Origin of the sequence: Bacillus sp. FS02 (assembly GCF_024398395.1) — a bacterium.
Taxonomy (GTDB): Bacteria; Bacillota; Bacilli; order Bacillales; family Bacillaceae; genus Bacillus; species Bacillus altitudinis.
Window position 1 is genome coordinate 858,855 of the sequence record NZ_CP074101.1, and the last position, 21,968, is coordinate 880,822.

The window sequence follows — 21,968 nt, forward strand, 5'->3', positions numbered from 1 at the left end:
CTAAAAGGAGGCTGGCAATATCATGTATTACGGTTATTATGACTACTCGCCATATGACATGCGCCAAAACACAAGGATCATTGCAGACCTTGAAAAGGCCATCAATGGCGAATATTCTGCGATCCAATGCTATGAAAAACTTGCACAAAAAGCAAAAAATCCTGAAGCGAAAAAAAATCATTCAAGAAATACGTCAGGATGAAGTCAGACATTATCAGCTATTTACAAAGCTATACTATTCTTTGACTGGTAAAAACCACAAACCAAGCATAACAGAGCCTTGTCCAGACCAATTTAGGGAAGGTCTCTTATTTGCCTTTAAAGACGAACAAAAAACAGTCGATTTTTACTTAACGGTATCAGACTATGTCCGTGATCAAGGAACAAAGGAATTAATGAAGCGTATTGCTCAAGATGAACAGCAGCATGCTGTCTGGTTTCTATATCTTTTAACGCACCATGTTTCTTAGTTACCCCTATTTTAATAGGAGATCGTATGTTCCGTCAAAAAATGAAATTGCTTTTTTGCTCATTCAATATGTGAAATAAAGGGCTGTCATCATCAAAACGCCTCTTCGCTTTTCCTTTTTTAATGATAAAACGACCTTTTGACCATAAAAAACTCCTCTGCTACAAATCGCAGAAGGAGTTTTTTGTTATTTAATGAAATTTTGCTTCATTGCTTTGTTGCTGTTGTTTTAACAATCCATCAATCGAAAGCATCTTGCTGCCACTAAGTGTCAAGTAAAGCGCCATGACCATTAAAGAAAGTTCAAATTCATAACCGCCCACAAATCCTCTTGCAAAACCAACTGTGATAATGGCTACAGCCATAATTGGCACAAATAAAGCTGCGAAAAGACGTGTGCCTAAACCTAGAATCAGGGCAATTCCACCAACCAGTTCAATTGTTTTGACAATATAGGCCATAAATTCAGGAACACCAATTTGACCAAAAAATGCCGCAGTGCCTCCTAGTCCACCTTGATATGCTTGAAGTCCATGTAAAAAGAAAATAATGCCTAAGATGACGCGTACAAAAAGTGTTCCTATTTCTTGATTTGTTTTCATATAGTGATTTCCTCCCATTTTTACACTACATCATGTAATGTTCATTCGTAAAAAAAATTAGTAATTTAAGTTGAGCATAATCATTAAGACCAACATGAGGATGGTTGATGTCACAATTGGGATAAGTGGTACATTGAACGGTATGTTGTATGTTGGGTTTAAGATTTTTTGGATTCTTAAATTTAATGCTCGGTCTCCAAAGGACACGGCAAATTTCGTTTGTTTTTGAAACTGGGTTCTATTTTTAATGAGTTTCAAAAGGGCTTGCCCTACTCCAAGCTCAGTCCCTGTCTGCTGAATGGCATAGTCATCTGCAATGACTTCACGAAAAACGGAGTAACTTTGTCTCATATGCTTTAACACAGGAATGTACCAAATCACTTTTGTGAGCATAGAGAAAGCGAAAGTCTTTAAAGGATCGTAGCTGTATTTGTGATGTAATTCGTGATAGACAACCGCATCGATTTCCCCTTCATCCAGCATGTCTATAAGCGCTGTTGAGAGATACACTTTTGGCCGAAGCATCCCCATTGCGAAAGCAAGCGGTTCATGGCAATGAAACACAATGATCTCATTTCTATACTTGTCTGATAGAGTTTGCGTTGAATGTTGATCGACTGCCATCAGCATATTTCTTTTGAAATGAAGATACTTTCTGACCTGCTTTGTCATATAGAAAACGGCAAAACCAAGCGTATACAAGACGAACGCATCCAGAAAATACTTTAAAGGAGTGAATCCATAAAATTCGAGAACAGATTGACATACGTGGATCAGGTTATATGCTTGATTCCAGCCAAAAAAGCTTGAGAGTACATAATAGCCCATCTGGTAAAAGATCACTAAGCCAATCAATATACCGCCTAAAAACAGCAGACTCGACTTCATTTTAATCATGTCGTTTCTCCTCTTTTTTGGATGCAAGCCTTGCTTCGAGTACCTTCAGTAATTCAGGATCAGCACTTTCAATTGCGTCCACCATATGATTGACTGCAAGGGGGCCGAAATCATCCATCAGTCCTTGAGTAATCCATTTCGTTTGCTCATTTAGAAATTCTTCTTTTGTTAAAACAGGGTTATAGATAGATGAACGCCCTTTTGTTTTCTTTTCCACAATTCCTTTTTCGGTTAATCGATTGAGTACCGTCATGACCGTGTTGAAATTAATTGGCTTCTCATCTGACAGCTTCTGCTGTACCTCTTTAATCGGCAGATCCTCACCTTGATAAAGGATCTCCATGATCCTTCCTTCTAAAGGACCGAAAAAGCGGTTCAATCCCTTTTCATTATATTTAAAAGAAGGAATTTTCATGTCATCACCTCACACTAAGCATTGTAGTGTAATTGAAAATGATAGTCAACCGATAACAAAAATAGGGGAAAATCGTTGTATATTGTATTTGTTTTTGACAAAAATTATATGTCATTTATATCAAAAACAATTTTTTCTAACAGAGTTATCCATAAGATTATCTTATGAAAATACTAAAAAAATTCGTATTTTATTTATAGAGGCTTTTGTATTATAGTGAAGATAACAACATTTCACTTACTGAACAAATATACAGGAAGAAGGTTTATACGTGATGAAGCAAGGAAACAGCCTTCGAACCGATCTCATTTTGATTGCGGTAAGCGGTTTAGGTGGATTCCTTTTGTCTCTAACAGGGATGTCTATCGGCTGGATGATTGGCACATTAATGACAGCTGCATTTATTGCCCTGCGCCGTCCCGCCCTGTTTCAGCGTAAAGGAAAGAATACCTTACGTATTCACAGCAGATGGCTACTCCTTGGTCAATTCATTCTCGGAATCGAACTAGGACAAAAAATGAACATGAAAGTCCTTCACATTTTCGCTGAAAATTGGCTTCCCGTGAGTTTCATGCTCGTCTTTTCTATTTTATTAGCCATGCTCTCCGGGTTTGTCTTATGGAAGCTGAGTAAAACAGATATGCTGACCAGCTTTGTCGGCACTGCCCCCGGCGGTCTTTCCGCTATGCCGGGCATCGCCCAAGAGGTTGGAGCTAATACAGCTGTAGTGAGTCTCGTACAAACGATACGTGTGTTAATGGTTGTACTGACCATTCCATTTACGGTATTTTATTTAAATACAAAAAGCCAATCAGATGTGGTAGTCGCCCAAGGCAGCGCCTTCTCATCAGGCGTTTTCACAATATCAAACATTTCTTGGACTGCTGCACTCATTTTAGGGGCATGGCTGATGTCACGCCTAGCCGTGCGTCTTCACTTTCCCGCCCTTGGCTCATCGGCAGTATGTTAGGTGTGGCAGCTCTCCAAGTAGGGGCAGGCGCCTTGACAGGTCATGATTTGATTCCTTACTGGCCAGCCCAAGCAAACATTGCGTCACAGGTATTTCTAGGGGCAACCATCGGGTCAAAAATGAATAAACAAATGTTTGTCGGGTTAAAAAATACCTTGATTGTGGCAGTCGTCAGCTCAGCCGGATTGATTGCTGCGACCGTTCTCAGTTCAATTGCCATTGCAGAAATAACAGGTATTTCTGTCATTACAGCCATTCTTGCTTTTTCGCCTGGCGGTATTGCAGAAATGGCCACAACAGCTGTTACACTTCATGAGGATTCCACCTTTGTTGTGGCTGTACAAGTCGTCAGAATAATTTTGGTCATCGCCATGCTGCCACCGTTTTTTCGTTTTTTACATCATGTCTGGGCAAAAAGACAGACTGATTATAAAGCCGCTAAATAGAAAGAGCCGCTCTACTTATGCAGAGCGGCTCTTTTTTATTCATCATGATTCCTTTTTACACCGACTACTTGATCCTTTGAGATCGTTCCAAAATGCCGGCTGTCAAAGCTATGTATTCGATTATCTCCGATCACGAAGTAATGATTGTCTTGTATGTTCTGACGACCGGTGATGGCTTTCAGCTGAAAATCACCTGTTAGGACGTTGCCCATTTTATGTTTTTTCTGCTCTTTTAAATACGGTTCTTTCCATCTTACACCATCGACAAACAGCTGATCATCTTCATATTTGATTGTTTCTCCTGGAAGCCCAATGACCCGTTTGATCAAGATTTGATTTTTAGGGCCATGAAATAACACATAGTCAAACCGGCTAATTTTCGTGAGTTTTGGCGAGAACTTGTTAATTAATAATTCTGTTCCATCTGTAAATGTCGGGTCCATACTAACCCCTTCTACTTTGTACGTGACAAACATGAAATTCTTTACTTGGAACAACAAGACGATGCATGTAATAATCATGAACCATAGCAATGGCTTCTTTTTCATTAAGAGCCTCCTTTGTCCTCACGCTGACTCATCCGAATATTCAACCTATTTTCTACTCTCTTTCCAACATACCATAATAAAGCAATGACTAGAACCGCAAAAACACTTCTTAACGGATTCTTTACTAAAGCTGAAATGTCATAGCCGATAAAACTAATAATAAAGAGCATGACACACTTCCCTGATAAAGCGGCTAATGAGAACTGCCAGACGCTGATTCTTGATAGACCTGCTACGACATTAACGGCAGCAGACGGTGTAAAAGGAAAGCAGAGTAAAATAAACAACGGACCAAATCCCCGCTTTTCAACCCAAAGCATTAGCTTTTGAATAGAAGGGTGTCTGCTAATAAAGTTCAACATCCTCATCTGTCCAAATTTTCTGATCAGTAAAAAGACAAGGATAGACCCTGCACTTGCACCAATCCAGGTCAATAAAAAGCCTTCCCATAGCCCAAAAGCATTTGCATTGGCCACCGCAAATGCCACGAGAGGTAAAAACGGTAGAAATGCTTCTATTAAAGGGAGTAATATAGCCACAATGGGTCCAAAAGCCTTGTAGCTTTCAAAAAATGATGTGATATTTTCATGAGTAAATATAGAAAGAAATAATGGCAACTTGTTTGACTCCTTCAAGGTTTGTCTATCTTTCATTTTACATGGAAAACATAAAAATATACAAATGAATCCCTCTCAGCCCCCCCTTGAGATTTTTTAACTCATCCGATATAATAAATAAGAACAAATGTTCTATATATAAAGAAAGCAGGCATGGACATGACGAGATTATCAAGCGTACAACTTCAGATGATGGAACAAGCCATCTTTCTTCCAATGGTCATCTCCATCCTCAATCGTGATTTGACGTACCTTAAAAAACATCAAACATTCAAACTAAATGAACCATATATTCAGCTAGTCACCTCTTCATTAAAAGAAGCACAAAAAGCCCTTTATCAACTGAAACAACAGTTACGTAAAGAAAAAATGAACGTACAGCAAATTGAACACGATGAAGGATTTACGACATATTTATTTCTGATCAATGGCTATGAAGAAAAGCATAAATATTTTAATCCCCGTATACGTCATCGTGTAGAAGAAATGCTCACCCATTATTTTCTCCATTCAGGAAAATAATTTGGTTATATTTTACATTTATAGAAGGAACTCTTCACTTTTTGGCGAATTGATTATTATACCAAAAATTAGGAGGTTCCAAACTCATGTTCAAAAAAATAACAGCACTCACCTTAGCAGCAGGATTGCTTGTGCCAAGCACAGTGTCAGCATTAGAACCACTGCAAACAGGAAAACAAGGCCCAGCAGCATCTGCACAAATAACAAGTGTAGCCTATACAACGGTTTCTATCGTTGGAAAACGAGTGAAGTTTGAAGTGAAAGCACTCGAAAATCCTTTCAACATGAATTACTATAATCGAATTGCTTGGACGAGTACGGACGAAGAGCCAAGTGTATTCAATGACAATATTCTATCGGTCATTGTCGCTAAAAAAACCGGACAGTCTTATCAAGTCTTTTCATACGAAGCGCTCACTTCGGTAAAGGACAAGATTGAATCAGGTCAAAAGGTGTATGGCTGGGCGCTTGCTTTAAATGGTGTGTGGTACCCAACGATGCCTGCAACCCTCTATTATTAAAAAAAGCCTGCCACTGTGGCAGGCTCTTTCTCCATTATGATAATTCGAGCTGTTTTCTCAGCTCTTGTCTCACTTCTTCTAATCCTGGTCCATCTAACTCAAAGTAATACACATTCCCAGGCTGGTAATCGTGCCCTTTTAACTGGATGGTATCCACTGATTTTAATGAACTCAGTAACGGGAATAGACCGATCAACTGTTTCATGGATAAATTGGTGGAGACGTTATCCCCAAGTGTATCAATGATGTTGTCATAAGACGGTATGGAAGAAATGGATTTGGATTTTTCAAAGATGGCTTGAAGTGCTTCCATTTGGCGCTTTCCGCGCATGAGATCACTATCTGCCTTTCTCGTTCTCACAAACGCTAATGCTTCTTCACCACTGAGCGTATGCGTGCCTGTTTCCACATGAACTTTTCCTTTTGAATCCTTTTCCATTTGTTTTGCAATGCCTTCATCTTCAATCGATACGTCAATTCCATTTAGCTCATCGACAATGTCTTGAAACGCCTTAAAGTTTCCTGCAATCACATAGTCTACCGGGATGTTTAACAAATTCTCTACCGTTTTGACTGATAAATCTGCACTCCCAAACGCATGGGCGTGAGCAATTTTATCATATCCTCTCCCCGGTATATCAACATAAGAATCACGAGGAATACTTAGGAGCTTGATCGTTTTGTCTGTTCGATTCACCGTCGCCAGTAAGACCGCATCACTTCTTGCTTCGTCTACCGTTTCACCTGGACGGCTGTCAATCCCTAAGAGCAGCACCGAAAAGCTATCCTTTCCTGGATCAAAAGCTTTCACACGCTTTTGCGAAGTCTCTCCTCTTTCTAAAGATACTTGCGCTTTATTCGACGCTTTTGAAATTTTATAGTATGCGTATCCTGTGACAGATACTGCCATGATCATGACAAATGCCATGATAAACAGCACGACTTTCACCCAAGGTCTTAGCCTTCTTTTTGATCTTGTTTTCTCCTTCATCCTTTCCGAACCCTCACTCTATCTTAGTCTCACAATGTAGGTTCCACTATAACATATTTTGATGAAAGTTTCCTGCACGCAACATATTTTTATGTATCCACAATAAAAAAGCTGCTCAAAATGAGCAGCTTCTGATTGTGACAAAGAGCTAAAATGAGCTTATTTTTAGCTCTTTGTCTTCTTTTCATCCATTACTTTTGTTCAATTCCTTTTTTCACTTCATCAATCATCGCATTCAATGATTCAAGGCCGCCGCCTGCTAAATACCACATGTCAGAGTTTAAATACACCACATGATTGTTTTTCACTGCGTTGACTGATTTCACATAATCATTTTCAACAAGCTGTTTCGCAGACGTTTCTTCTCCAATTGCCGCGCCGCGATCCACGACAAATAAGTAATCTGGGTTCGTTTTGACCATATACTCATACGAAATGCTTTGTCCATGTTTATCAGATGGCTCTAGCTTTTGATCTGCTGGTGTGATGCCAAATACATCATGGATCAGACCATATCTTGACTTAGGACCAAATGCCGTCATTTTGCTGTCGTTCGCCATGATGACGAGACCATTTTTCTTTAACTCTTTTGCTTGTTTCTTTAATGCATCTACTTTTTGATCAATAGCAGAAAGTTCTTTTTTGACTTGGTCTTCCTTATCAAAAATCTTTCCTAATGTTTCAGCATTCTTTTTAAATGATTCCATATAGTTAGCGTTATCTACATCCATATAAATCGTCGGAGCAATTTTAGAAAATTCATCAAATGCATCTGCTTGACGGTGCTGAATAATGATCAAGTCAGGCTTGATTTCTGCAATTTTCTCAAAGTCTGGCTCTTTTAAGCCGCCGACATTCTCATATTTGTCACTTTCATATTTAGATAAATAGTGAGGAATCACTTGTTTTGGTAAGGCTGTCACGTTGACACCAAGTTTATCAAGTGTATCGAGACTTCCCATATCAAAGACGACGACTTTTTTCGGGTTTTTCTTGACCTTCACACCGTCTTTATTCAACATATCCTTTACTGTTACGGTTTCCTCATTCGTTCCCGCTGTTTTTCCTTGGTTACCACAGGCAGCAAGGACAGCAATCGCTGTTAATACTGTTATCATCCAAATCCATTTTTTCATGATTGATCACCTCTTCATTTTTTCAAGAAAAATATAAGCAAATACGCTCACCACGAATGACTTCGATCGGTATGCGCATGTCATAAATGTGTTCAAGTGCTTCTGTTTGAATCACTTCATCAACGCTTCCTTCTTTGATTACCTGACCCTCTTTTAAGGCGACGATGTGATCTGAATAGACAGATGCAAAGTTAATATCATGGAGAACAACAACAATCGTTTTTCCAAGATCTTTCACGAGCTGCTGAAACAGCTTCATCATTTCAACTGAATGGTTCATATCTAAATTATTTAAAGGCTCATCTAAGAAAATATAATCCGTATCCTGAGCCAGCACCATGGCAATAAAGGCTCTCTGCCTTTGTCCGCCGCTTAGTTCATCTAAATATTGATGCTGGATTTCGACGAGTCTCATGTATTGAAGCGACACATCAATCATGTTCTCATCTTCTTTTGTCAAGCGGCCTTGAGAGTAAGGAAAGCGGCCAAAGCTGACAAGCTCACGAACGGTCAGGCGCACACTCATGTGGTTCGACTGCTTCAAGATGCTCATTTTTTTCGCAAGCTCCTGAGGAGAGTAGGCACGATAAGGTTTGTCCTCTAAATAAGCTTCCCCAGTATCAGGTTGAATCAGGCGGCTCATGATGGACAAAAGCGTACTTTTGCCTGCGCCATTTGGACCAATGAGAGAAGTCAGCTGTCCTTTTTTTACACTGACAGTTGTTTCGTGAAGCACTGTATTTCCGTTATATGTCTTACTGACTCCCTTCATCACGACCATGAACGACTCTCCTTTAAAAGTAGATAAATAAAATACAGTCCGCCGACTAAATCAATTAGCACACTAAGCGGTGTTTGAAACGTAAATACCTTTTCCACAAGAAATTCCCCGCCTACAAGCGCAATGACACTAATGAAAAACGAGCCTAATAGCAAGTACGTGTGCCGATATGTACGAAACAGCTCTCTTGCCACATTTACAACGAGTAAGCCAAGAAACGTAATCGGGCCGACGAGGGCCGTCGCAATAGAAACAAGGACGGCAATGACGATCAGCATCTTTTTTGTGATCCTGTCATAGTCAATCCCGAGATTCACAGCCTGTTCCTTTCCTAACGACATGACATCTAATTTCGCGCGGAAGGTCCATATATAAAGACAAAGTGCCGCAAATAAAAGAGAAGCGAAGAGTAAAATATCTGTGTTCATGTGATTAAAGCTGGCAAAGGACTTGTCCTGTACGACTTGGTATTCATTCGGGTCAATGAGCATTTCCATAAAGGAAGAAAGACTTTTGAACAATGTTCCAAACACAATCCCGACAAGCAGGAGTAAGAAAATATGCTTGTTTTTGCGCTTGAACATGACCGTATAGAGCAGCACAGAAAACAGAATCATTAATCCAACGCAGAGAAAGAAATTCAGGTTCTTATTCGCGATCATCAAATTGGTCGATCCAAAAAGATAAATAATTGCCGTTTGCAAAAACAAGTAAAGCGCGTCTAACCCTAAAATGCTTGGCGTTAAGATTCGGTTATTGGTCAATGTTTGAAACACAACAGAGGAAAAGGCAATCGCGCCTCCTGTCAAAGTCATGGCAAGCACCTTTTTTAAACGGCTCGGCACTGTGTACTCCCAGTACCCCATTTGAAAGGTGACGAAGATGACAACGAATACGACTGCAATGGCTGCAATGAGAAATAATGTTCGTTTCTTATGCATAGCGCTTCCTCCTTAATAACATGTACAGGAAGATCGCACTTCCAATGATGCCGACCATAAGCCCGACAGATATTTCATATGGATAAATGATCACTCGTCCGAGCACGTCACATATGAGCACAAAAATGGCCCCTAATAAAGCCGTATGCGGAAGGCTCTTTTTCAAGTGATCCCCTCGGTAGATCGATACAATATTCGGAATGATTAAGCCGAGGAAAGGTAGCATGCCAACAGTCAAAATCGTTACAGAAGTAATCATCGAAACAATCACCAAACCAACTGCCATGACACGTTTATACGTTAAACCTAAATTGACGGCAAAGCTCTCACCCATACCAGCCACTGTAAAGCGGTCAGCATATAAATACGCGATGATCAATAGAGGAACACTCACATAGAGCAGTTCATAACGCCCCTGAACAATAAGAGAAAAATCCCCTTGCAGCCATGCGGATACGTTTTGGATCAAATCATATTTATAGGCTATAAACGTGGAAATTGAACTAACAATTCCGCCAAACATTAAGCCGACTAACGGTACGTAGATCGTATCGTTCACCTTAATATGGCGTAGAATTTTTAAGAATAATAGATTGCCAGCTAACGTAAATAAAAACGCAATCGCCATTTTCATCAGCGGGCTTGCCTGTGTAAAAACAAGCATAGCGGTTAAAATACCCAGCTTGGCCCAATCCATTGTTCCTGCAGTCGTTGGAGAGACAAATTTATTTCTCGTCATGCTTTGCATGATAAAACCGCATAAGCTCAGGCTCATGCCAGCAAGCACAATACTCATCAGCCGCGGGATGCGACTTGAAAATAAGGTGTTCATTTGTTCATCTGATAGATGAAACAACTGTAAAAGAGACAGGTCCTGTACTCCGACAAACAGCGACGCACATGCCAAACACACAAACAACAAACTTAATTGGTACAACTTCATACAGGGTTCACACTTTCTATCAAGCTCTCTGCCACAAATGATTATCATTATCAATTAACGGCAGTTCATATATTATCATATTTAGTGAAATATTCAATAGTAGAATGAGAAAGGGTGAAAACTGCATAAAAAAACAGCTTTTAGGATCAGCTGCTTTTTTACACTTCAATATTCAATTGAAACTGCCCTTGCAGTTCCTCTTCAGCCTCTTGAAATAACTGCCGCAAATTCTCTGCATAATCACCAAGCTCGTCTTTGCTTGCTTGATAATGAATCCATGTCAGCTCTATAGGCAAGCTCACTTCTCCTGTTAAACAGTCCCAAAGGGCATCAAGATTTTTCCCGTAATGATCAGGAAGTTGTAACACTGTTTTTAGTTGATCATGAAGCTCCTCTTGTGATCTGCACATCGCTCCATTTAGCTGTACTTTTTTCATTTCCCTCCCCCTCTTCTGTCTTTATTTTAAACGAATTGGAGAGGAAAGAGAAAGAATCCATTTCACTTTTGCCTCTCTCTGAAACTTAAACTAAACAAGATCAGACAGGCTGCCAGCACGAGCATGAAAAAGAGCGTTAACACTGTCTGAGTACCGTACATATCAGCAAAGAGACCAACGAACACACTTGGTATGCCAAGACCTAGATACGCAAACAAGTAATATCCAGCAACGGCTCTAGCCGCTTCCTTCTTCCCTTTCTCAACAATCAGCTGGAGACCGCCTAAGTAAGTAAATCCATAGCAAGCTGTGCCCGCTAAAAGAGTTCCAGCAAGGACAAGGAATATAGACCCGCTATTAGCACCGAATAACAGCAGGCCATATCCGCACGGAAGACAAATAAAACCGATACGAAGCGCTGCACTGCTATTCATCTTTCGGACAAAAGGCTGCATCAGAACACCTGCCATATTAATAAAAAACAGCGCCGGGCCTACCCACAATTCATAGCCATTTAATTTAAGCTGTGCTGGCAAAATCGAAATGACAAGACCGCACACAGACCATGCGATAGCAATGGCTATGTTCGCAGGCATTGTCCCTTTTGGAAACCTCGGCATGTTCATGAGCGGTTTACTTGCATCCCCTTGTACAGGCGGCACCAAAAAGAATACAGCAACAATCGTCAACATAATCAAGACCAACACAATCCAATAGCTAAGAGGCGTCAGTGACACTTGCTCAAAAGAAAGAATCGCTGTAAAAAGAGCACCTCCACCAAATCCAATTGAACTGCATAATGCGATAAACGTTGGGATCCAGCCCGATTTCTCTGGATATAAAGCAATCAAGTAGGCAGTACATGTGCCAACACTTAACCCAAGTCCCACTCCTTGCAGCAGCCGGGCGACAAAGAGCATTTGGATGGTCGGATGCACGATCATGAGCAGGGTGGCACATAATGAAAAGCAAAGTGCGATCAATAAAATCGGTTTTCGTCCAGCCCGGTCAGACATGCCGCCAAGTAACAGTAATACTGGAATCAGTCCGAAAACATACGCAGCAAACACAAGGGCTGTTGACGCCTTTCCGTATCCTGCCTGCTCTGCATATTCCGTATAAAGAGGGACTTGCAGGTTCACTGCTGTTGTAATCATAAAAAGGCTAAATAAAACGAACACAAACGGAATCATGGATAGCTGTGCTGTTTCTTCTTTTGATGCAGGAATCATGGGACTCTCTCCTCTGTGTAAATGATATGAACCAGTGTACACATCATTTGGATTTCTTCCCACATCCAAAAATGAAGCTATTGACCAGTCCATAATTCCATGTCATCATCAATGATGACATGACAAAGAAAAGAAGGTGCACTGTGTACATTCATTTAGACCGTTCCAGCTCTACCCCGCTCTGGCAGCAAATCGTCAATGGCATCATTCAAAAAATTCATACAAACACACTGAATCCTGATGATCAGTTGACTCCGACAAGAGTATTAGCACAAGAGCTCAACGTATCTCGATCCACCGTACAGCTTGCCTATGATGAACTGCTAGCAAGAGGCTATGTCAGCACCTCTAGAAGAGGCGGGACAAAGGTCATTTCAAGTAATCACTATGCTGCTTCTCCCCACATCAAAACGAACCGCCTTTTGCACTTCCGATAAGACCTCACTTTGACGAGGCTGAAAAACAAATGGATCACTGGCTCTCGGCCAATCAATTTCATGACACACTTGAGATTGATTTCCGCCATCAAGAACCAGCCATCGACGACCATTTTCAAAACATATGGAAACGCTCGCTTCTAAAAGCATTACAGCGCTTAAATATGAAAGATTGGGGCTATTCTTCTCCGCATGGATTATGGGAAGTGCGTTCAGAAATTCGCCAATACTTATCGGTTGAACGCGGCATTGATATAGAAGAAGACCAAATGGTGTTAACAGGGGGCACACAGCAAGCCATTGACTTAATTTCACAAGTCATGCTCAAAAAAGGAGATACAGTCGCTGTTGAAGATCCTGGTTTTCCTGGAGCTAGGTTGTCCTTTTTACATCGCGAAATGAATATTTACCCCGCACCAGTCGATGAAGAAGGAATGATGGTGAATACATTGCCAGAACGTACAAAGCTGATCGCTGTAACGCCCTCTCATCAGCGGCCAACCGGTGTCTGTATGAGCGTCAATAGAAGACGGGAGCTGCTGCAGTTTGCTGCGAAGGCTCAATCTTACATATTAGAAGATGATTTTGATGGGGATTATCGTTATCATGGCGGACCGCTTCCTTCTTTATTTTCAGAAGCACCCGATCATGTGATCTATATTGTCAGTTTTTCCAAGGTGCTTGCACCAGGCATCCGCCTTGCTGCCATCATCGGCTCCAAAGCAGTCATCAAAGAAATCGCTGCACTGCAATCACTTATTCAAAGACAGCTGCCGATCATGGAGCAAATCACTCTTGCCTCTTTTTTCAGAGAAGGCGAGTTTACGCGATATGTCAGGCGGATGAGACAGGTGTATAAAAAACGGCAGGCAGCGATGATGGATGCTCTTTTGACACATCACTTTGACAAACACTTCCGTTTATATGGAACCGATACAGGCCTTCACGTCTTTTTGGAAGGAACATCAGACTTTGATGAACAAGGTACGATTGAGGCCGCAAAAGCGGCAGGTGTCGGCATTTATCCATTAAGCCCCTATTGTTATGAAAGCAAAAGGAAAGGGTTGCTGCTTGGTTTTGCCTGTACGGATGAAGCCATGATTCAAGAAGGTGTACGCCGATTAAAGCAAACACTGCACATCTAAAAAAGCCTGGAAGTCTCTCTTCCAGGCTTTTCATTGTGATTGCTGAACGTTTCCTACTTCTTCAATGAAAGAGGCTGTCTCTTGCAATCCATCTTGAAAATATTGAGTGGCTGACATAAACAGCTTTTCTTGATCAGGACGCTTCAACAGCTGCTCTACCTTGCTCATTCCTTTTTCAAATGAAGCAAGACCTGTCTTTAATTGTTTGTCTGCCTTTTGATACACAGCTGGCACTTCTTGATGAGTAAGCCCTTGTTGAATGACACGGTCGAATGCTTTCGTCGCTTTTGTCAATTTTTCATTGACTTGAATTTTTCCATGTCCATCCGAAATAAATTGATCGGTCATGTGTTCATATGCTTCATTTAACTCATCCATATAACGCTGAACCCATTGTTCATACGCAGCTTCTTTTGTGTTTTGTTTTGAAGGCGGCTGACCTGCTTGATTGCAGGCCGTGAGTAGTGTCACTGTCACGGTAAATAGCAGCATCAAATGCCATCGTTTTTTCATACACGGCCCCCATTTCTCTTTCCCATTTGTTCATATCGGTCAAATATGATCAACTTTTACCTCATACGAACACCTTGCAAGAAATGACTTATTTTTATTGTAACAGACCGCATGTATCACTTCTGTGATTTATGCGGAAATGAATGAAAATCCTTCTAATGGTTCACATTTCCCTGCCATTTCATGATGATACAGTCAATAGACGACGAGAGAGGCACATTTGGTTTCAATCTATTTCATCTTCGTCATTTTTTCTCAAATAAAAAAGACCCCTTTCGGCGCCTTTTCCTTAGATGTATGGATTTCAAAATGATGATCTTTCTTAGAATGGAAGCTGCCTTATATTCTGCTCTGCATAGCGGCAACACCCTCTATGACCCTACCAATTTATTGCAGCTTTCCTTTACAAGCAATCTCCAGCTTTTCTACCACTTCATCATCTTGAATGAGGTATGCTTTTTCATGAAGATTCACAGCAGGACAGATGTGATTCGGAATAATTTGCACCTTCTCACCGATCTGTACACTTTGACGAAAGCCTTCATGATAGATAATGGCATGCTCGTCAAATACGCTTGAAACAAATACATCATCATATTCTTTCACTTTGCCTAAGCCCTCTGTTTTCGTCAGCCCTTTTGTACGTGTTTGTGCCGTCAGCCCCTTGGCCCCTACATCTGTAATCACCCGGCGCTCTGTCGGTTTACTAATGACCGTCGTCAGCACAGATGCTGCACAATGTGAATATGTGCCGATTACATTGGACTGGGAAGCATCCATCAAGATGTATGTGCCTGGCCGTATTTCTGTGACTCCTTTTGGAATATCAAATTGAAATAAAAATGGCGGTGTTGATCCAATACTGACGACCTCTAGCGGCATACCAGCTTCTTCTGCAATCTGCGCAAAACGGAGTGTTCGATTTACAGCCTCCTTGTATAATGTCCGGCAATGTGCTTTACTTTCCGCTTGATACGTATGACCATCATGAGAAAAAATCCCCTTTAAATGAACGGCATCACTTGTTTGAATCGCCTCTAATATGTGGCAGAAATCACGTTCTTCAATGACACCAGACCTTCCCTCTCCAACCTCTATCTCAATTAAAACCTCCGCTTTTTTCTCTGATTCACAAAAGACTTGCTCAATCTGCTTCACATGCTCAACACAATCTATACCGAATGAAATCTGTATCGACTCTGCCAGTTTACGAATCCGCTTGAGTTTAGTCTCACCTACAATTTGATTGGCGATAAAAATATCCTTGAGCCCATGGGCTGCCATTACTTCAGCCTCTCCTACTTTCGCCACCGTAATGCCAGATGCACCTTTCTCTTCCTGCAGCTTGGCAAGTGCAGGCGTTTTATGCGTTTTCGTATGAGGGCGCAATTTGACATGCTGACGGTCTGCGTATTGCTGCATCGCCACTACATTCTCCATCATCACCCGTTTATCAATGAGTAGTGCCGGCGTATCCAGTTCTTCATACATCATCCCCATGACCCCTTTCGTTATATAAAAAATTATATGATATAGATAAATTATATATTTTTTTATACGATAATCAATGGTTTTTTCTGCAAAAAAGTGATGACGATGAGTAAGCAGTCCAGCGGCTGTCTGCCGCTGGTCTCTCACTAATAACGATTACGAAGTTCTCTTAAGATAAAATCATACACAAGGTTGAGCTGCTGTTCCTTTGGATACAGCATAAATTCTTGTTTCTTAGGAAGACCTCCATCAAGTCGATCTTGAAATTTCGTTCGGAGATACGCTGTTCGGTGTACCTGACTCTCAAATGACTTATATGAGACATCTAATTTGACCGATTGCTCATTTGTAAAAGTAACAACCGTGTCTCCGAGGGATGATTCCTGAAAGATATGAATGTATTTGTGGGAGATCCATCCGCATTGAGGGCGGTTGGATGAATAGGTTGGGAAGAAATACAGATGATTGGATGAGTCAATCACGATGGGAGGCTTGTGGGAAATACCTGTTACTTCATATGTTCCCGCTTTTCTGCCTGCATAGCTTGAGCCAAAGAACCTGCAACTGCGTTCTATAATTTGCAGCGGCTTTAATTCAACGTAAAAGCTTGTCTCTCTTTCGATCACTTTTGAATATACTCGTTTTCCTTCTTCAACCGGAAGGACCGCCATTGTTGTTTGATTAATGACGTATGAATCTAATGGTGTTTCACTAATTCCTGACACTTCATTTCCTCCTGTGTTAATTTTTGGTTATTTTAGATACTATTAATCTATCACCAACGTATAAGAAACGACAGGATTTTTTCAATATTTATTTAAAATTATCTTTTTATCATGTTTTTTAGTACATTCGATCTATCTAAAAGCCATTTTTAAAGATATATCGCATCTTGTCGACTGGACAAGTGGTGTCGATATGGCTCAAAAATAAATTGTCTAAAAATTATAAATTCTTGTTGATTTTTTCTCCGCCAATCCATATACTATAAAAAAGGCATCGGGGGGATTCTTTATGAAAGAGAAAAAAACGTATGCTGAGCTCATGAAGTCCCGCAACACCCAAAAAACCGAAGAGAATGGCGTTACTATTTTAGACATTTATATTCAAATGGTTTTAGATGAGGCGCTTTATAAACAGCGCTTAACCTTCCTTAGAGAAGAGATTGACAAGGCGCTAGATCAGCGTGATGAAAAGCGTTTTAATGACCTGTCAGCTCAATATGCAGAACACTGCTTACATCAATCATGATGATTTTACTTGCGGCAGAGAGACAGAAACTTGTCTCTTTACCGCAAGTTTTTTGTTTTTATCCATTTAATATGGTTCCGCCATTCACATGAATCATTTGTCCATTCATATAAGAAGAGTCTTCGCTCGCTAAAAATAAATAACTCGGTGCTAACTCTACTGGCTCACCAGGCCGCTCCATTGGGACATCACCACCAAATTCAGACACTTCCTTTTCCGTAAATGTGGATGGAATCAGCGGTGTCCAAATCGGTCCAGGCGCTACCCCATTTACCCGAATCCCTTGTTTGATAAGAGATAGAGATAATGATCTTGTAAACGTTACAACCGCCCCTTTTGTCGATGCATAATCAATTAAGGTTTCATGACCTTTATAAGCAGTGACCGATGCTGTATTAATAATACTGCTTCCTTTTTTTAAATGAGGGAGCACCGCTTTTGTTAAATAGAACATGGCAAATATATTCGTTTGAAATGTCCGAAGAAGCTGGTGAGAGGTAATCTGTTCAATGCTTTTTTGCGGATGCTGTTCACCTGCATTGTTGACCAAAATATCAATCGAACCGAAAGCATCTTTTGTTTGTTTGACGACCTCGTGTGAAAAAGCTTCATCGCCTAGATCACCTGCTATTAAGATAACGCGACCTCCCATTTTTTCAATATAGTCCTTCGTTTCTTCCGCATCACGATGTTCATTCAAATAAACAATCGCTACATTGGCTCCTTCTTTCGCAAATAAGACAGATACTGCTCTTCCAATCCCGCTGTCTCCACCTGTGACAATCGCCGTTTTCCCTGTCAGCTTTTTGCCTTGCACCTCTCGATCAAAGATAGGTCTAGGGTTCATTTTATATTCAAGTCCTGGACGTTCGTTCTGATGCTGAGGCGGTAACGTTTTCTTTGGCTGCTTTGTTGACACGTCAGACCACTCCTTCCTTTTTATCTCGTTTATTTTTATGTGTTGCTCATTTTTTTATGTATTTCGCTCTTGTTTTCATTAAAATGTATGATTTTCAGCATCGTGGAAAAATTATACACAACAAGTGACTGGAGGCGACAACATGGAACAAGAACATAAAGGATCGGAACAAGCAAAGTCATTATGGCTAGCTGATAGTGAGAAGCCCTCTTTTCCTACTGTCAGCGAAGATCTTACAGCAGATGTCATCATTGTCGGTGCTGGTATTACCGGTATCGCTACTGCATTTGAAATGACAGAACGCGGACTGGATGTCATCATCATAGATGCTGATCAAGTATTGCAAGGAACCACCGGACATACAACAGCGAAAATTACCTCCCAGCATGATGTGTACTATCATGATCTGATTCAACATATTGGTATGCCGAAAGCCCGTTTATATGTAGAAGCAAATGAAAAAGCAAAGGAACTCATCCAAGCACGTGTGAAAGAGTATGACATTGATTGTCATCTTGAGGTAAAAGATGCTTATCTTTATACAACAGAAGAAAACGGCGTCAAAAAGTTAAAGAAGGAATTAGATGCGTACAAACAGCTCGGTATCGATCGCGAATGGAAAACAGCGCTCCCGTTTGATGCTGGCATCAAGGCAGCCCTCGCCATGACGCAGCAGGCACAATTTCATCCTCTTCATTATCTTCATGCACTGATCGATCAGCTCATTGACAGAGGCGTGCGCATATTTGAACAGACAACGGCAGTCGATGTAAAAGAAGGAAAACACCCTGCTGTCATCACAAAAAGTGGCCATCATCTGATGGGGCGCTCTATCATTTCATGCTCACACTTTCCTTTTTACGATGGCAAAGGACTGTATTTCACGCGAATCCATCCTGAGCAATCTTATGTCGTCGCAGCCAAAACAAAAAAACCGCTTCCAGACGGCATGTACTTAGGAATTGATCAGCCTGCCCATTCATTAAGAACAGCAAAATTCCATGGAGAAGACGTCGTGCTCATCGGTGGACAAGGCCATAAAACCGGACAAGGCGGAGATGAATCCGCACACTATGAAGCACTAGAAAAGTTTGGTGAAGCGACCCTTGGCATAACGGAAGTCCTTTACCGCTGGTCCACGCATGATATGGTCACAATGGATCAAATCCCATACATTGGCCGCCTGACATCACATCATTCGAATATTTTTGTGGCAACAGGCTTTAGAAAATGGGGCATGACCACTAGCCACGTAGCAGCAACACTGATCGGAGATTTGATCGAAGGAAAATCGAATCCTTACGAATCCATCTTTACTCCATCAAGACTCGTGTCAGACGCATTCGTAAAAGACTTTATCAAAGAAAACACCAATGTTGCAGCGAAGCTGATCAGCGGTAAATTAAAGCGAGCTGATCAAACAATTGATGATTTAAAACCGGGTGAAGGCGGGATTGTGTCTTATGAGCATAAAAAATGTGGCGCTTTTAAGTCAGAGGACGGCGATATCTTTCTTGTCGATACAACCTGTACTCATTTAGGCTGTGAAGTCGCGTGGAATAATAGTGACCGCACGTGGGACTGTCCTTGTCACGGGTCTCGTTTCTCCATTACGGGAGAAGTAGTAGAAGGTCCGGCGAAAAAACCACTAAAAAGGTCATATAAAGAACAGTAAAATTTCACTGTTTCCCCTTTAAAAAATCCAATATTATCCGATAAAAAACATAAAGTCTGATATTTTTGATGATCATGGGGGGACAAACACATTGTTATTTAAAAAAGAGAGTAAAAAGAAAAACACTGCTTTTTTCACACAGCAGGATGATGGGATAAAACGAATCAATTTTCCGGAGAATACGGACATTGCCAAACAAATTAAAATGATTGATTTGACGCAGCAAGACCTTTTTATCTTGAAACAGCTGAATCCAATCGTTCAAGATGAAATTGAACATATCGTCGATAAATTTTATAAAAACCTAGAAGTCGAGTCTTCCTTGATGCACATCATTCAAGATAACAGCTCAGTCGAGCGTCTAAAGAAAACACTACGCATTCATATTAGTGAAATGTTTGCCGGTGTGATTGACGAATCTTATGTGGCCAAAAGAATTAAAATTGCACAAGTTCATTTAAGAATTGGACTTCAACCTAAATGGTATATGGCAGCCTTCCAAGACCTATTGCTATCCATTATGGATTTATTTGCCCAGCATATCCAAGATTTCAAAGAATATCAGACGGCAGTGAAAGCGACGACGAAAATTTTAAATCTAGAGCAGCAGCTTGTCCTAGATACGTTCCAAAATGAATACTCTAAAGTTCGTGATGAAGCAGAACTACAGCAAAAAGAGCTTCATACAAAAATTACAGAAACATCTAATTCACTTGCTTCTCTCTTCTCAAACACAACAAATGCAGTGGACAAACTTGTATCAAAATCTGATGAGATGGCGGATATGTCACAGGCTGGCACAAAGATTTCAGCACAAGTTGAAGAGAAATCAATTGGCGGTAAAAAAGAGTTAGAAATTCAGCAGACGCAAATGAACCAAATTGACGGCAGTATGACAAAGATTGAAACAGAAATTAAACGCTTAGAAGAAATTGCAAAACAAATTGAACAAATTTTTGGGATCGTCACAGGTATTGCGGAGCAAACGAATTTACTATCTTTAAACGCTTCAATCGAATCAGCTCGAGCAGGTGAACATGGCAAAGGCTTTGCTGTCGTTGCAAACGAGGTTCGCAAATTATCAGAGGATACAAAGAAAACGGTTTCAACTGTATCTGAGCTCGTCAACAACACAAATTCACAAATCGCCATTGTGTCACAGCATATTGCTGATGTGAATTTACTTGTGACAGACAGTAAAGAAAAAATGACCCAAATCAACTCGCTATTCGATGATATCGTCAGCAGCATGAACTTAAGCAAAAACCAAAACGGAAAAATTGAAATAGATTTGCAAACATTCCTAAACGAATTGAAAGAAGTCAAACAAACAGTGTCCCAAGTGGCAAGTTCGGTCGAGTCCTTAACGAGTCTGACAAATCACTGATCCAGTCATTCTTCTTCTGTTTTAGTATAATAGAAGAAAAGATAGAAAAGGCGGGATTTGATTGACAGCAATTTGCCTAGTCAGACACGGAGAAACCGATTGGAATGCAGCAAAACGAATTCAAGGACGAACAGATATCCCTTTAAATGACACTGGTAAATGGCAAGCGGAACAAACCGGTCTTTACTTAAAAGATGCCCACTGGGATGTTGTCATTTCCAGTCCGCTATCAAGGGCAAAAGAAACAGCTCATTTGATTTTACAGCATGTACATGCACCGCTCGTGATCATGGACGATTTTATTGAACGTGACTATGGCGACGCTGAAGGCATGTCATTTGAGGAACGTCAGAAACTGTTTCCAAATAAACAGTATCCAAATATGGAACCACTATCGGCACTTCAAGATCGAATGCTAGAAGGTATCGAAAAAGTGAGAGCAACCTACCCAGATCAACGGGTACTAATCGTAGCACACGGTGCTGCCATCCATGCCTTACTCACCTCACTAGCTGACGAACAGATGGGTATTAAGGATACAAGACTTGAGAATGCCTGCTTAAATTATGTGGAATGGACAGATGGTGAATGGAAGGTGAACGATTACAACGTGGTCAGCCATTTAACACAATCTGCCCCTTCTTAAAGAACCTGTTTTCATAACAGGTTCTTTTTCATGTCA

General features: G+C 40.7%; 24 protein-coding genes and 2 pseudogenes. 10 read left to right on the plus strand and 16 right to left on the minus strand.

The window, feature by feature from the left end:
* Positions 1–22 precede the first annotated feature (22 nt).
* Positions 23–470: pseudogene (locus KFQ09_RS04390) on the plus strand (ferritin-like domain-containing protein).
* Positions 471–660: 190 nt separating this feature from the next.
* On the opposite strand, the gene KFQ09_RS04395 reads toward KFQ09_RS04390, so the two are convergent.
* Genes KFQ09_RS04395 through KFQ09_RS04405 form a run of 3 tightly spaced genes read right to left on the minus strand, consistent with a single transcriptional unit; the run spans position 661 to position 2,383 of the window.
* Positions 661–1,071, minus strand: coding sequence for a DoxX family protein (locus KFQ09_RS04395; RefSeq protein WP_008348626.1), 411 nt, complete (start codon positions 1,069–1,071; stop codon positions 661–663).
* 57 nt (positions 1,072–1,128) lie between these two features.
* Positions 1,129–1,968: a M56 family metallopeptidase gene (locus KFQ09_RS04400; protein WP_035700187.1), complete on the minus strand. Its 840-nt coding sequence runs from the start codon at positions 1,966–1,968 to the stop codon at positions 1,129–1,131.
* On the minus strand, positions 1,961–2,383 hold the full coding sequence (locus tag KFQ09_RS04405) for a BlaI/MecI/CopY family transcriptional regulator (RefSeq protein WP_136944466.1): 423 nt from the start codon (positions 2,381–2,383) through the stop codon (positions 1,961–1,963). The genes KFQ09_RS04400 and KFQ09_RS04405 overlap by 8 nt, the downstream gene beginning before the upstream one ends.
* A 274-nt stretch (positions 2,384–2,657) precedes the next feature.
* Here KFQ09_RS04405 and KFQ09_RS04410 point away from each other — a divergent pair.
* Positions 2,658–3,799: pseudogene (locus KFQ09_RS04410) on the plus strand (AbrB family transcriptional regulator).
* A 35-nt stretch (positions 3,800–3,834) separates the two neighbouring features.
* Here KFQ09_RS04410 and lepB read toward each other — a convergent pair.
* Together lepB and KFQ09_RS04420 are read right to left on the minus strand one after the other, a co-directional pair.
* The gene (gene lepB / locus KFQ09_RS04415) at positions 3,835–4,347 is read right to left on the minus strand and encodes a signal peptidase I (protein WP_008348631.1); all 513 of its coding nucleotides are present in this window, start codon (positions 4,345–4,347) and stop codon (positions 3,835–3,837) included.
* Positions 4,347–4,964, minus strand: coding sequence for a TVP38/TMEM64 family protein (locus KFQ09_RS04420; protein ID WP_017366969.1), 618 nt, complete (start codon positions 4,962–4,964; stop codon positions 4,347–4,349). The genes lepB and KFQ09_RS04420 overlap by 1 nt, the downstream gene beginning before the upstream one ends.
* Before the next feature lie 159 nt (positions 4,965–5,123).
* Between KFQ09_RS04420 and KFQ09_RS04425 the strand changes: the two genes are divergently transcribed.
* Positions 5,124–5,486, plus strand: coding sequence for a YhjD family protein (locus KFQ09_RS04425; protein WP_017360224.1), 363 nt, complete (start codon positions 5,124–5,126; stop codon positions 5,484–5,486).
* Positions 5,487–5,572: 86 nt separating this feature from the next.
* Positions 5,573–6,007: a hypothetical protein gene (locus tag KFQ09_RS04430; RefSeq protein WP_057079729.1), complete on the plus strand. Its 435-nt coding sequence runs from the start codon at positions 5,573–5,575 to the stop codon at positions 6,005–6,007.
* Between the two features lie 34 nt (positions 6,008–6,041).
* Here KFQ09_RS04430 and KFQ09_RS04435 read toward each other — a convergent pair whose 3' ends face one another.
* From KFQ09_RS04435 to KFQ09_RS04465, 7 genes are all read right to left on the minus strand, one after another.
* Positions 6,042–6,998 carry an LCP family protein gene (locus KFQ09_RS04435; protein ID WP_048001719.1) on the minus strand — a complete coding sequence of 319 codons (957 nt, stop codon included), beginning with the start codon at positions 6,996–6,998 and terminating at the stop codon, positions 6,042–6,044.
* Between the two features lie 191 nt (positions 6,999–7,189).
* Positions 7,190–8,134: a siderophore ABC transporter substrate-binding protein gene (locus KFQ09_RS04440; protein WP_129548218.1), complete on the minus strand. Its 945-nt coding sequence runs from the start codon at positions 8,132–8,134 to the stop codon at positions 7,190–7,192.
* Positions 8,135–8,156: 22 nt separating this feature from the next.
* Complete coding sequence (locus tag KFQ09_RS04445) at positions 8,157–8,915, minus strand: iron ABC transporter ATP-binding protein (RefSeq protein WP_056705126.1); 759 nt, start codon at positions 8,913–8,915, stop codon at positions 8,157–8,159.
* A complete protein-coding gene (locus KFQ09_RS04450) occupies positions 8,906–9,856 on the minus strand; it encodes an iron chelate uptake ABC transporter family permease subunit (RefSeq protein ID WP_008348643.1) in 951 nt (316 codons plus the stop codon). Before KFQ09_RS04450 ends, KFQ09_RS04445 begins: the two co-directional genes overlap by 10 nt.
* Positions 9,849–10,799: an ABC transporter permease gene (locus KFQ09_RS04455; protein WP_017366964.1), complete on the minus strand. Its 951-nt coding sequence runs from the start codon at positions 10,797–10,799 to the stop codon at positions 9,849–9,851. The genes KFQ09_RS04450 and KFQ09_RS04455 overlap by 8 nt, the downstream gene beginning before the upstream one ends.
* A 158-nt stretch (positions 10,800–10,957) precedes the next feature.
* Entirely contained in the window at positions 10,958–11,236 is a 279-nt protein-coding gene (locus KFQ09_RS04460) for a barstar family protein (protein ID WP_255836055.1), read from the minus strand.
* Between the two features lie 62 nt (positions 11,237–11,298).
* Positions 11,299–12,468 (minus strand): MFS transporter, encoded by a 1,170-nt coding sequence (locus KFQ09_RS04465; protein ID WP_017360232.1) that lies wholly within the window; start codon positions 12,466–12,468, stop codon positions 11,299–11,301.
* Between the two features lie 143 nt (positions 12,469–12,611).
* On the opposite strand from KFQ09_RS04465, the gene KFQ09_RS04470 reads away from it, so the two are divergent.
* Both KFQ09_RS04470 and KFQ09_RS04475 read left to right on the plus strand, forming a co-directional pair.
* Complete coding sequence (locus KFQ09_RS04470; protein WP_255836056.1) at positions 12,612–12,905, plus strand: GntR family transcriptional regulator; 294 nt, start codon at positions 12,612–12,614, stop codon at positions 12,903–12,905.
* Between the two features lie 29 nt (positions 12,906–12,934).
* The gene (locus KFQ09_RS04475) at positions 12,935–14,050 is read left to right on the plus strand and encodes an aminotransferase-like domain-containing protein (protein ID WP_255836057.1); all 1,116 of its coding nucleotides are present in this window, start codon (positions 12,935–12,937) and stop codon (positions 14,048–14,050) included.
* Positions 14,051–14,080: 30 nt separating this feature from the next.
* Here the strand turns inward: KFQ09_RS04475 and KFQ09_RS04480 are convergent, their stop codons facing one another.
* From KFQ09_RS04480 to KFQ09_RS04490, 3 genes are all read right to left on the minus strand, one after another.
* On the minus strand, positions 14,081–14,563 hold the full coding sequence (locus tag KFQ09_RS04480; protein ID WP_255836058.1) for a hypothetical protein: 483 nt from the start codon (positions 14,561–14,563) through the stop codon (positions 14,081–14,083).
* 387 nt (positions 14,564–14,950) lie between these two features.
* The gene (locus KFQ09_RS04485; protein ID WP_255836059.1) at positions 14,951–16,057 is read right to left on the minus strand and encodes a D-TA family PLP-dependent enzyme; all 1,107 of its coding nucleotides are present in this window, start codon (positions 16,055–16,057) and stop codon (positions 14,951–14,953) included.
* Positions 16,058–16,200: 143 nt separating this feature from the next.
* Positions 16,201–16,779 (minus strand): competence protein ComK, encoded by a 579-nt coding sequence (locus tag KFQ09_RS04490; protein ID WP_017366958.1) that lies wholly within the window; start codon positions 16,777–16,779, stop codon positions 16,201–16,203.
* Between the two features lie 289 nt (positions 16,780–17,068).
* On the opposite strand from KFQ09_RS04490, the gene KFQ09_RS04495 reads away from it, so the two are divergent.
* A complete protein-coding gene (locus KFQ09_RS04495; protein WP_008348804.1) occupies positions 17,069–17,305 on the plus strand; it encodes an IDEAL domain-containing protein in 237 nt (78 codons plus the stop codon).
* Positions 17,306–17,363: 58 nt separating this feature from the next.
* Here the strand turns inward: KFQ09_RS04495 and KFQ09_RS04500 are convergent, their stop codons facing one another.
* The gene (locus tag KFQ09_RS04500) at positions 17,364–18,224 is read right to left on the minus strand and encodes an SDR family oxidoreductase (RefSeq protein WP_008348806.1); all 861 of its coding nucleotides are present in this window, start codon (positions 18,222–18,224) and stop codon (positions 17,364–17,366) included.
* 142 nt (positions 18,225–18,366) lie between these two features.
* On the opposite strand from KFQ09_RS04500, the gene KFQ09_RS04505 reads away from it, so the two are divergent.
* The 3 genes from KFQ09_RS04505 to KFQ09_RS04515 all read left to right on the plus strand — a co-directional run bounded on the left by KFQ09_RS04505 (position 18,367) and on the right by KFQ09_RS04515 (position 21,932).
* Positions 18,367–19,899 (plus strand): FAD-dependent oxidoreductase, encoded by a 1,533-nt coding sequence (locus KFQ09_RS04505; protein ID WP_008348809.1) that lies wholly within the window; start codon positions 18,367–18,369, stop codon positions 19,897–19,899.
* Positions 19,900–19,924: 25 nt separating this feature from the next.
* The gene (locus KFQ09_RS04510; RefSeq protein WP_370539267.1) at positions 19,925–21,286 is read left to right on the plus strand and encodes a globin-coupled sensor protein; all 1,362 of its coding nucleotides are present in this window, start codon (positions 19,925–19,927) and stop codon (positions 21,284–21,286) included.
* 61 nt (positions 21,287–21,347) lie between these two features.
* A complete protein-coding gene (locus KFQ09_RS04515) occupies positions 21,348–21,932 on the plus strand; it encodes a histidine phosphatase family protein (protein WP_007497198.1) in 585 nt (194 codons plus the stop codon).
* The last annotated feature ends 36 nt before the right edge of the window (positions 21,933–21,968 follow it).

Excerpts from the sequence above, each read along its gene's own strand:
- KFQ09_RS04455 (WP_017366964.1), bottom strand. The coding sequence starts at position 10,799 with ATGAAGTTGTACCAATTAAGTTTGTTGTTTGTGTGTTTGGCATGTGCG.
- KFQ09_RS04480 (WP_255836058.1), bottom strand. The coding sequence starts at position 14,563 with ATGAAAAAACGATGGCATTTGATGCTGCTATTTACCGTGACAGTGACA.
- KFQ09_RS04435 (WP_048001719.1), bottom strand. The coding sequence starts at position 6,998 with ATGAAGGAGAAAACAAGATCAAAAAGAAGGCTAAGACCTTGGGTGAAA.
- KFQ09_RS04495 (WP_008348804.1), top strand. The coding sequence starts at position 17,069 with ATGAAAGAGAAAAAAACGTATGCTGAGCTCATGAAGTCCCGCAACACC.
- KFQ09_RS04460 (WP_255836055.1), bottom strand. The coding sequence starts at position 11,236 with ATGAAAAAAGTACAGCTAAATGGAGCGATGTGCAGATCACAAGAGGAG.
- KFQ09_RS04405 (WP_136944466.1), bottom strand. The coding sequence starts at position 2,383 with ATGAAAATTCCTTCTTTTAAATATAATGAAAAGGGATTGAACCGCTTT.
- KFQ09_RS04445 (WP_056705126.1), bottom strand. The coding sequence starts at position 8,915 with ATGGTCGTGATGAAGGGAGTCAGTAAGACATATAACGGAAATACAGTG.
- KFQ09_RS04475 (WP_255836057.1), top strand. The coding sequence starts at position 12,935 with ATGGATCACTGGCTCTCGGCCAATCAATTTCATGACACACTTGAGATT.
- lepB (WP_008348631.1), bottom strand. The coding sequence starts at position 4,347 with ATGAAAAAGAAGCCATTGCTATGGTTCATGATTATTACATGCATCGTC.
- KFQ09_RS04425 (WP_017360224.1), top strand. The coding sequence starts at position 5,124 with ATGACGAGATTATCAAGCGTACAACTTCAGATGATGGAACAAGCCATC.
- KFQ09_RS04485 (WP_255836059.1), bottom strand. The coding sequence starts at position 16,057 with ATGATGTATGAAGAACTGGATACGCCGGCACTACTCATTGATAAACGG.
- KFQ09_RS04465 (WP_017360232.1), bottom strand. The coding sequence starts at position 12,468 with ATGATTCCTGCATCAAAAGAAGAAACAGCACAGCTATCCATGATTCCG.
- KFQ09_RS04450 (WP_008348643.1), bottom strand. The coding sequence starts at position 9,856 with ATGCATAAGAAACGAACATTATTTCTCATTGCAGCCATTGCAGTCGTA.
- KFQ09_RS04400 (WP_035700187.1), bottom strand. The coding sequence starts at position 1,968 with ATGATTAAAATGAAGTCGAGTCTGCTGTTTTTAGGCGGTATATTGATT.
- KFQ09_RS04430 (WP_057079729.1), top strand. The coding sequence starts at position 5,573 with ATGTTCAAAAAAATAACAGCACTCACCTTAGCAGCAGGATTGCTTGTG.
- KFQ09_RS04440 (WP_129548218.1), bottom strand. The coding sequence starts at position 8,134 with ATGAAAAAATGGATTTGGATGATAACAGTATTAACAGCGATTGCTGTC.
- KFQ09_RS04395 (WP_008348626.1), bottom strand. The coding sequence starts at position 1,071 with ATGAAAACAAATCAAGAAATAGGAACACTTTTTGTACGCGTCATCTTA.
- KFQ09_RS04505 (WP_008348809.1), top strand. The coding sequence starts at position 18,367 with ATGGAACAAGAACATAAAGGATCGGAACAAGCAAAGTCATTATGGCTA.